7 protein-coding genes are annotated in these 9,592 nt (G+C 57.7%); 6 read left to right on the forward strand and 1 reads right to left on the reverse strand.

Going from position 1 to position 9,592, the window contains the following annotated elements; all coding sequences use genetic code 11:
- Window positions 1-140: 140 nt before the first annotated feature.
- Window positions 141-1,343, reverse strand: coding sequence for an MFS transporter (locus tag RX972_RS28435; protein WP_316880569.1), 1,203 nt, complete (start codon window positions 1,341-1,343; stop codon window positions 141-143).
- A 404-nt stretch (window positions 1,344-1,747) separates the two neighbouring features.
- Between RX972_RS28435 and RX972_RS28440 the strand changes: the two genes are divergently transcribed.
- From RX972_RS28440 to RX972_RS28465, 6 genes are all read left to right on the forward strand, one after another.
- Window positions 1,748-3,313, forward strand: coding sequence for an ATP-binding protein (locus tag RX972_RS28440; RefSeq protein ID WP_316880570.1), 1,566 nt, complete (start codon window positions 1,748-1,750; stop codon window positions 3,311-3,313).
- A 24-nt stretch (window positions 3,314-3,337) separates the two neighbouring features.
- Window positions 3,338-3,952 (forward strand): response regulator transcription factor, encoded by a 615-nt coding sequence (locus RX972_RS28445; RefSeq protein WP_316880573.1) that lies wholly within the window; start codon window positions 3,338-3,340, stop codon window positions 3,950-3,952.
- 97 nt (window positions 3,953-4,049) lie between these two features.
- Window positions 4,050-4,412 carry a response regulator transcription factor gene (locus tag RX972_RS28450; RefSeq protein ID WP_099268724.1) on the forward strand — a complete coding sequence of 121 codons (363 nt, stop codon included), beginning with the start codon at window positions 4,050-4,052 and terminating at the stop codon, window positions 4,410-4,412.
- A 9-nt stretch (window positions 4,413-4,421) separates the two neighbouring features.
- On the forward strand, window positions 4,422-7,265 hold the full coding sequence (locus tag RX972_RS28455) for an ATP-binding protein (protein ID WP_316880575.1): 2,844 nt from the start codon (window positions 4,422-4,424) through the stop codon (window positions 7,263-7,265).
- A 241-nt stretch (window positions 7,266-7,506) separates the two neighbouring features.
- On the forward strand, window positions 7,507-8,196 hold the full coding sequence (locus RX972_RS28460) for an AraC family transcriptional regulator (protein ID WP_316880577.1): 690 nt from the start codon (window positions 7,507-7,509) through the stop codon (window positions 8,194-8,196).
- Window positions 8,197-8,518: 322 nt separating this feature from the next.
- Entirely contained in the window at window positions 8,519-9,436 is a 918-nt protein-coding gene (locus RX972_RS28465; protein ID WP_231674788.1) for a LysR family transcriptional regulator, read from the forward strand.
- The last annotated feature ends 156 nt before the right edge of the window (window positions 9,437-9,592 follow it).

Below are 9,592 nucleotides of genomic sequence, written 5' to 3' on the forward strand. Positions count from 1 at the left end.
CGCTTCGGTCCGTCAGGCACACCGCGTTATCGTTCTTCGCGGGCAAGCCCGGCTCTCACAGGATTACGCAGATCTATGTGGGAGCGAGGCTTGCCCGCGATAAGAGCGACGCGGTCCGAAGTGAACCGCGTCCATACTGACTAGCTTCGACCAACACGCCCGGCCAACAAGAAAACTACCAGCGCAACCAGCGGCAGACCGGCTCCCAGCCACACGACCCCGTGCCAGCCACCCTGCTCATACAGGCTGCTGGCCAGCGCTGAGCCAATAGCACCGCCGATGAAGATGCTGGTCATGTACAGCGCGTTCAACCGACCACGGCTGGCCGGGTCCAGAGCGTAGATCGCGCGTTGTCCCAGCACCATGTTCATCTGCACTGCAAAGTCGAGCAGTACTCCGGTGACCGCCAGGCCAATCACGCTGTAACCCGGTTGACTCAGACCCACCAGAAACGCAACTGGCGCCATGATCATCGCGATCAAGGATGCGCGCCGGGTATGCCCGGCATCGGCCAGACGCCCGGCGACAGGTGCGGCAACCGCACCTATGGCACCCACCAGTGCAAACAGCGCGATCTGGGTCTGCGACAGTCCGAACGTACGCGACAGTTCGATCGGCGCAGCTGTCCAGAACAGACTGAACGCAGCAAACAGCAGGCCCTGATAGAACGCCCGCTGACGCAACACCGAATACCTGCGCAGCAATGTGAACAACGAACCGAGCAATTGCCTGTATGACGCCTTGTGATCAGGCGTGCGTTTTGGAATGGTAAGAGCCAGTACCAGAATGATCGCCAGCATCATCACCGACGCGGTCATGAACACCGCACGCCAGCCGAAGTGGTCGGCTATCAGGCTTGACAGCGGCCGGGCCAGCAAAATGCCCAGCAGCAGGCCGCCCATGATATTGCCGACGACCTGACCGCGGGTTTCTTCCGGCGCCAGGTGCGCCGCCAGCGGTATCAGCATTTGCACCGACACCGAACTGAAGCCGATCAGCAGGGAAATCATCAGGAACCCGCTGGCGTGTTCGCTGAACGCCGCAGCCAGCAGGCTGGCCGTCGCCACGATGGCAGTGCCGATCATCAGCTTGCGGTTTTCCAGCAAGTCAGCCAACGGTACGAGAAATAACAGGCCAAGGGCATAACCGATCTGGGTCAGCGATACGATCAGGCTGGCGCTGTGGGCCGACAACCCTATCTCAGGAGCAATCAGCTCGACGATGGGCTGGGCGTAGTAAATGTTGGCGACGATGGCGCCACAGCAAAACGCAAACAACAGCACCAGGCCGCGGGTCAGGGTGTTTTGCGGTGCTTGAGCGGGGGAAGCTGTGGAGGAGGTCATAATCTTTGGCTCATGTTCAGTCTGAAGAATATCGGCCCGTCACGGCGGGCGTATGGAGCGAAGGTCTGCACGACAGGCCTGATGATGTTCAATTCTATGAAGATCGACAACATCATAAGCGCACCGAAGAACACGTTTCACGGTAAATGCTACAGCCATACTTATAGCGATTGGTTACTATGATAGCGATTGAAGTAAAAGTTCATGTCATTTACTTGCATGATTGTGCTTAGTCGCCGCCCGAAGTTTATCGGGTGAATCTCCTGCCTATCCCTATAGATAGTATCGGTGGAACTAATTAGCTGCTTAGATATCCTGAGACTCCCGCGATAAATCATGAAATTGATCACGATCTATCCCCGGGCCAGATACTTACCGACATACGACGGACAGTGTGAATAACGATGATCAGTCTCGGTCAAGCCAGTGTCTCTCTTGAACTCAGAGAAGTCTTCAGATGTGGCGTGCCGCTGCGGGTGGGCACGCGGGCGTTCGATATTCTGGAACTGTTGATTACCTGTCCGGGACGTCTGGTCAGCAAGGACGAGATTCTGCGGCGCGTCTGGCCCGATACCGTCGTTGAAGAAAATAATCTGCAGGTGCATGTCTCTGCATTGCGCAAGGCACTGGGTGAAGATCGCGATCTGATCCGGACCATTCCGGGGCGCGGCTACATGCTGGTGGGGGGCGAGGGCGAATCTGCTCTGGCAGTCGCTGATTATGACAACCCGCTGACAGTCGGCTCCTCCGGGAGCGCGATGCCACGCAAACACGATCTTCCCCATAACGTCCCGTTGATTGGGCGGCAAGCCGCACTGGAAGACGTCTGCGAAGCGTTGCTGAGCGATGCGCTGGTGAGCCTCGTGGGATCAGGGGGGATAGGCAAGACGTCCCTGGCAGTCGCTGCTGCCCACTATCTGTCCCTGACCGATAGCCTGCATGTCTGCTTCGTACCGCTGGCGCACATTACCTGCCCTGAAAACATTGTCGAGTCTCTGGCATCTGCCCTGGATCTGGTCGTGTTACCGGGAAGGTCGCCGATTGAGGCGATTGTCGAATGCCTTGATCAGCAGAATCGTCTGGTCATCCTGGATAACTGTGAGCACCTGATCGATGCAATAGCGGCGGTCAGTGAGCATCTAATGCGCCGTTGTCCGTCGCTGCGGATTCTGATCACCAGTCGCGAACCACTGCGCATTGGCGGCGAACGAATGCTCAACGTCGCCCCGTTGGACATCCCGGAGCAGGATGCCGATCGTCAACAAGTGCTGCAAAGCAGTTCAGCACAATTGTTCATGACACGCTTGCGGGCGCTGGACCCTTATTTCCCGGCAGAAAACATGGAAAGTCTGGACGAACAAAGTGTGGAGTTGATCGCACAGGTCTGCCGTCATCTGGATGGCATCCCGCTGGCGCTGGAGATGGCGGCCGCCCGCGCTGCCACGCTGGGACTGTTCGAATTGCTGCAAAGCCTGCAACATGGACCGCACCTCTTGTCCGGCGGTCTGCGCAGTGCCCCTGATCGTCATCAGTCGCTGGTGGCATCGGTAGAGTGGAGCTATGGTTTGCTGAGCCCGGACGAGCGCAACGTACTGAAACGTCTGGGTCGTTTCGAAGACCGTTTTACCCTCGCTCAGGCCTGTGAAAGGGCGCAGTCCCTGGCGCTGCCTCAAGGCAGGGTCATGGACTGCATCGTCAGTCTGGCGCAAAAGTCTCTGTTGCTGATTACCGCCGAAGGGCCTTTCCGGTTTTACCGGTTATTGAGGACAACCCGGAGCTGGCTGGTGGAGGCAATCAGTGAGCTGGCGGGTGATAACGGTTCAACGCAGGGCATTCGCCAGCACAATCAGCATTCTGTGCGCCCGGCATCCATGGCGTCTGTCGCGACGTTGCGAGCAGTAGGGGGCGGCCTGCACGACTCCGATTATTTTCACCTCAACCACCAACGAATTCTGGCAACAAGCCAGTAGCACGAAGCTTCGGAAAATCTGTATATGAGCGCTACACCCAAGGTTTATGTGGTCGATGATGAGTGCACGATCCGCACGTCGTTGGCTCGCCTGCTGCATTCTGCGGACATCGACACCGAATGCTTTGCCAGCGCCCAGGCGTTTCTTGAGCAGTCTTTTGAAGATCAACCGACGTGCCTGCTGCTGGACGTCAATCTTGCGGCCTCCAGTGGTTTTGATGTGCAGGAGGAGTTGCTCCGTCGCGGCCATCGCTTCCCGATCATATTCATGACCGGCTTTGGCACCATCCCGATGTCGGTCAAGGCTATTAAAGCCGGCGCCCACGAGTTTTTGACCAAGCCCTTTGAGCCGGATCATTTACTGATGGTGGTGCGCCACGCCCTTGAACACGATGAAAGCGAGCTGGCGGGTCGGCTGCATGTCGAAAGCGTCAGGCGCCGGTTCGAAACCCTGACGCCCCGTGAGCGTGAAGTCATGACGTTGTTGGTGACGGGCAAAATGAATAAACAGATTGCCGGGGATCTGGGGACCAGTGAAATAACGGTGAAAGTTCATAAACGGCACATTATGACAAAAATGAAAGCACGAACTTTGATTGATCTGGTCAAGATGCATGAACAATCAACTCCGGTCAGTTGATATAAAACAGCACATTTATACATAGCGTCAGGCGCGCTCTTTTGTGGGAGGGCGTAAAGTCTGTTTCTATTACTTTCACTGCCATGAAGTTGAGCTTATGATCCTCATTTGCGTTGTTGATGACGACGCTTCCGTACGTAATGGTCTTGGCAATCTTCTCAAGTCTTTGGGCTATGCTTGCGTGGGCTTTGCTTCGGGTGAAGCGTTTCTGGCTTCTTCGGCAAGTGATGACGCGGATTGCGTATTTCTCGACTTGATCATGAAGGGCATGCAGGGGCTGGAAGTTCTTCGGCAGTTGAAAGCCGCGGGCAAACCCGTCGCCGTTTTCTGCATGTCCGCTCAGGATGACGAGGGAACCATCCGCCGAACACTCGACGCTGGTGCACTGGGTTTTTTGCGCAAACCGTTCTCCGAGGAGGCGTTGCTCGATTCGATAAAGCGGGCACTGGAACGCCCGTAAGGGGCCTTTATGAGCAGCATCCAGGCAGAGCTGATCTCCGGTCTTCAGGCAAGGGCTGAGCATCAGGCCGAAGGCTGCACGCCTGAATGGCTGGCGCTTCTGTCATGGGACCTGCTGTTCGTCGATGGCGAGATTGATCGTTACCGGGTTCATGTGCAGGGCTGCTACCGACAGTGGCTGGTTTTCCGTTCGTCAGTGCGCAAGGTGGAGAGCAGCAGGCGTCGTATCGAGCATGAATACGCGTTAGCCTCCCGCCTTGAGCCGTCCTGGGCACTGATTCCCCAGGCTCTGTTGCAGACGGCGGAAGGTCCGCTGTGGGTATGCGACGATCCTGGTGGCCAGACGCTGCATGAACTGGCTGACGGGAAAATTTCCATTGATCGCTTCCTGCGCCTTGCGTCAGGCGCAGCGCGCTCCCTTGGGATGGCTCATGGCAAGGGTCTGCTGCATCGGGATATCAAACCGAGCAATCTGCTTCAGGATGCTCAAGGCACTGTTCGTCTGACTGGGTTTGGCGTCAGTGTCGAGACCGGATCCTGCATGCCCACGAACATCGGCGATTCCATCTGCGGCACCCTGGCGTATATGTCTCCTGAACAGGCGGGACGGGGCGGGCTGCAGTCCGACCAGCGCAGCGATCTTTATGCGTTGGGCATGACGTTCTATGAGCTGCTGACCGGCAGATTGCCCTTCGAGGCAGACGATGCAGTTGAATGGGTGTATTGCCACGTGGCCCGCCAGCCTTCGTCACCGCGGCATTTTCGGGACTCGATTCCCGTACCGTTGGCTCAAATGATTCTGCAACTGATTGCCAAGAATCCCGAAGATCGCTATCAGACGGCTTGTCGCCTGGAGGCTGACTTGCGCAAGTGCCTGAACGAGTGGAGTCAGTTCCAGCACTTGTCCGCTTTTGACGAGACCGTAAAAGATCGTCGATGCCGGGGCGTTGAGCCGGAATTCTTGCTGACGAGGCGGGCGGAGTATCAGGCTCGGGGTGCTGCATTCAAGCGGGTCACTGAAGGGATTTATACCTCCGCGCATGGCCATTTTCTCAGTGGCTGTGATTGCTACCAGCCATGTGGGTGCCTGGGCCAGGTCGCCGGGCTGGAAGCGCGGAGCGGAATTCTGCGCGCGCAGGCCTCGCTGTCGAGGCCCTCGATCAGTATTTCCATGGGGCAGGAAGCGCTGGATCTGGTGTCGGTCATGAAGGCCTCTCAGGCGCTGTCCGAAGAGATCGTGCTGGAGCGACTGATCGGTATTCTGCTGACCAATACGATCGTTCACGCCGGTGCCCAGCATGCCCTGTTACTGCTGATCAAAGACGAAGTACCGCAGGTCCGTGCCCGCGGGCAGGCGCACGAGTCCGGCATCGCCACCGAGCTCTCGGAGACAACACCCACCGCGCGGCATTTGCCCTTGTCGATGTTGTACACGGTCATAAGAACGCGGCAACTGATCGTGCTGGACGACGCCATGCATTCACATCTCTTTGCCGCAGATGAGTACTTCAATGAGCATCAGGTGCGCTCAATACTGTGTTTGCCCCTTATCAAACAAGGCCAGGTAGTGGGCGTGCTTTACCTGGAAAACAATCTGGCGCCTGGGGTGTTTACTTTCAGGCGCACGGCGGTGCTTGAACTGCTCGCCGGTCAGGCCGCGATCTCGCTGGAAAACGCTCGTCTGTATGCTGAATTGACGGAAGAGAACACGCGTCGCAAAGAGATCGAAGCGGCGCTGCGCACCAGCAAGGCGACGCTGGCATTGGGGCAACGTATCAGCCAGTCGGGGAGTTTTCGCTGGGATCCGGGCACCGATGAGGCGCAATGGTCCGACGAGCTGTTTGCGGTCTGGGGCCTGCCGGTGACGGCGGTTGCACCTTCACTGCCGGTGCTGGAAAAGATGATTCACCCGGAAGATCTGCAAGCCTTTTCATCAATGCTGTCTCGGGCTCTGCGACATTCCAGTGCCTTTGAACACACCTTCCGTATCTTCAGGCCCGATGGGACGCTTCGTTATATCGAACTGCTGGGAGAGCCGGACGGCGAGCAGTTTTTCGTGGGTGTGGTCAGTGATGTGACCGAGCGCAAAACCACTGAAACGTCCTTGCGCACTGCCCGTGCCGAGCTGGGGAGGGTTTCTCAGGCAACCACCATGGGCGAGTTGGCGGCGTCCATTGCGCATGAAATCAACCAGCCGCTGGCTTCGATTGTCTCCAACGCCAGTGCCAGTTTGCGCTGGCTCAACCGTGATGTGCCGGTAGTCGAGGAGGCGCTCGCCGGGCTTAGGGATATCGTCAACGACGGCAAGCGCGCTGCCGACATCGTGCGCGCACTTCAATCGCTGGCCAGACAGACGCCGCTCAACCGTGAACCGTTGTACATCACGGATGTGATTCAGCAGGTGGTGTTGCTGACCGCCAGTGAGATCGAGCAGCGCCATGTATTGCTTTACAGGGAAGTCAGCGAGCCACAACTGACCGTGGAAGGTGATGCTGTGCAGTTGCAGCAGGTGATTCTGAATCTGATCATGAATGCAGTGGACGCCATGAGCGACCTTCATGACCGGCCGCGTCGTCTGGCGATCACGTGCAATACGGTGGCTGATGAGTATGTGGTGGTCAGTGTTCAGGACAATGGTTACGGGATTGATCCTGAACATGTTGAACGGGTCTTCGATGCGTTTTTCACGACCAAGGAAAAGGGCATGGGAATGGGCCTGGCGATTTGCAGATCGATCATTGATGCTCATGGGGGGATGCTGCAGGCGTTTTCCGGACGGTCGAGCGGGGCGGTGTTTGTGTTCACGTTGCCAGTGGTTGCAGGGGCGTTGTCAGGTAGGGCAGTTAGACCTTAGCGCCTATATCGCGGGCAAGCCCAGCTCCGACAGGTGGAACGCGGTCCCATGTGGGAGCTGGGCTTGCCCGCGATATAGTCGATGCAGAACCAGCATGCAGGTCGCAAAATCCAGGAACAGATGTTGACTGCTGCGCGGATTAACCTGCGCTTCAGAACGTTTAATGTTTTGCAAAGGACTTTAAGGACCGCCATCACCAGACTCAATGCCTGCCATACACCTCTGAGCAGGAGAGTCTGTAATGAATGCGTTCAGCCCTTTGTCCACGCTTCATGTCGATCAAGCCGCCGTCACTCAGGTTCCATCTTTCGACACCTTGTCGTCCGCTGTAGAAGAACTGATGAAGTCCGCATCGGTTGGCGACACACGTGAAGCGAATCTGCAATTGCTGGAGCGCAGCGTTACAACGCCGGGCATTGACCCTTTGGCTTACCGGCTGATTTGCTCGTTGTTGCCTGCCTTGCGTGATCGTCAGGCTGATCATGACGATTCAGTAGAGCGCGCGATGCTGGTGCTGTGCTCGCATTTGTCTACCCGCTTTGAAACGCCTGAAGCCGTGGTGCCCAAGCGTTGCGAGAAAGTCGCGTTGTCGCCGTGGCAGGAGCGTCGTGCCAAGGAAATGATGTCCAGCCATATGGATCGCGGGCTGTCCATTGCCCAGATCGCCACCGAATGCTCGTTGTCACGCAGCCATTTCTCTCGGGCGTTCAAGAAGAACACCGGCTTTTCGCCCCGTGACTGGTTCCTCCAGGTTCGCCTGGACAAGGCCAAGGGGTTGCTGACCGAGTCCAGCATTTCGATTTCGCGTATCAGCCTCGATTGCGGTTTTGCCGATCAGTCGCATTTCACCCGGGTGTTTACCCGTGTTGTAGGCCAGACGCCGTTCGGCTGGAGACGCTCGCTGTCGACCGAAGCACGGCGGGCGGGGTGACTTCCAGCATCATTCATCGCTGATGACCAGTATCTTGCAGGAGGTCCCGCGCCGTCTTCGACGCGGCGCCCTCACACAGCAGATACAGGACTTGTAGGAGCTGCCGAAGGCTGCGATCGCGGTGTGTCAGCATAAATGCTTCGCAGCCTTCGGCAGCTCCTACAGAAAATGCATTTCAATCCAGCAGTTTGCATGTTGTTTGATGAGAACTGCATTGCGTTCAAAAGCACAAACCTACAAGGCGAAGCGCTGATAACCGTGCTTACTTGAATGAAGGACAAGCCTCTCGGGCTTTTCATCTCTTCAGTTCCGGACCTTCCCCATGAATCGCAATGATCTGCGCCGAGTCGACCTCAACTTGCTGGTGATCTTTGAGGCGCTGATGTTTGAGCGCAACCTGACCCGGGTTGCTGAAAAACTGTTCATGGGCCAGCCTGCCGTCAGCGCCGCGCTGTCGCGATTACGCGATCTGTTCGACGATCCCTTGCTGCTGCGCAGTGGTCGCGGTATGGAGCCGACGGCAAGGGCGCTGGACATCCTCAAGGAAATTCAGCCCGCGCTGGATACCATCTCTGGCGCAGTCAGCCGCGCCAAGGATTTTGACCCCGCCACCAGCTCTGATGTGTTCCGTATCGGGCTGTCGGATGACGCCGAGTTTGGCCTGTTGCCACCCTTGCTCCATCAACTCCGGGAAGAGGCGCCGGGCATCATCGTGGTGGTTCGCCGCGCCAACTATCTATTGATGCCAGCGCTGCTCGCCTCAGGCGAAATCTCGGTAGGCGTCAGCTACACCACCGATCTACCGGCCAACGCCAAACGCAAAAAGCTGCGTGATATTCACTGCAAGGTGTTGCGTGGCGATTCTCGCCCGGGCGCGTTAACCCTTGATGATTACTGCGCGCGGCCGCATGCGATGGTGTCGTTCTCTGGCGACCTGTCCGGCAACATTGATCTGGATTTGGCCAAAGTCGGGCGGACCCGCAAAGTCGTGCTCGGTGTACCGCAATTCAATGGCCTGCGGGCGTTGCTGGCGGGTACTGAACTGATCGCGACGGTGCCTGATTACGCGGCCTGTGCGCTGGTGGAAGGTTGCACGCTGCGCGCAGATGATCCGCCGTTTCCGATTGTTGCTGCCGAATTGTCGATGGTCTGGAGCGGGGTGCATGACAACGACCCCGCCGAGCGCTGGCTCCGTTCGCGCATCAGTCAGCACATGGCCAAGACGCCTGACGTGATTTGAGGTGTGGAGCCGGCTTTCCAAGATTCTGTGGGCGCTGCCCCAGTGTCCATCACTCCGCACTGTCTCGCGCCAAACGGTGGACCTGTAGGAGCGCACCAGCACCCCGCGGCCCCCCAGGCGGGGTGTTACACAGAACCCCCACCCGGCGCAGCCGGG

The sequence above is a fragment of the Pseudomonas syringae group sp. J309-1 genome (assembly GCF_032582135.1).
Lineage (GTDB): Bacteria > Pseudomonadota > Gammaproteobacteria > Pseudomonadales > Pseudomonadaceae > Aquipseudomonas > Aquipseudomonas quasicaspiana.

Bases quoted from the DNA above. Each gene is read 5' to 3' on its own strand.
- RX972_RS28435 (WP_316880569.1), bottom strand. From the start codon at position 1,343: ATGACCTCCTCCACAGCTTCCCCCGCTCAAGCACCGCAAAACACCCTG.
- RX972_RS28440 (WP_316880570.1), top strand. From the start codon at position 1,748: ATGATCAGTCTCGGTCAAGCCAGTGTCTCTCTTGAACTCAGAGAAGTC.
- RX972_RS28445 (WP_316880573.1), top strand. From the start codon at position 3,338: ATGAGCGCTACACCCAAGGTTTATGTGGTCGATGATGAGTGCACGATC.
- RX972_RS28450 (WP_099268724.1), top strand. From the start codon at position 4,050: ATGATCCTCATTTGCGTTGTTGATGACGACGCTTCCGTACGTAATGGT.
- RX972_RS28455 (WP_316880575.1), top strand. From the start codon at position 4,422: ATGAGCAGCATCCAGGCAGAGCTGATCTCCGGTCTTCAGGCAAGGGCT.
- RX972_RS28460 (WP_316880577.1), top strand. From the start codon at position 7,507: ATGAATGCGTTCAGCCCTTTGTCCACGCTTCATGTCGATCAAGCCGCC.
- RX972_RS28465 (WP_231674788.1), top strand. From the start codon at position 8,519: ATGAATCGCAATGATCTGCGCCGAGTCGACCTCAACTTGCTGGTGATC.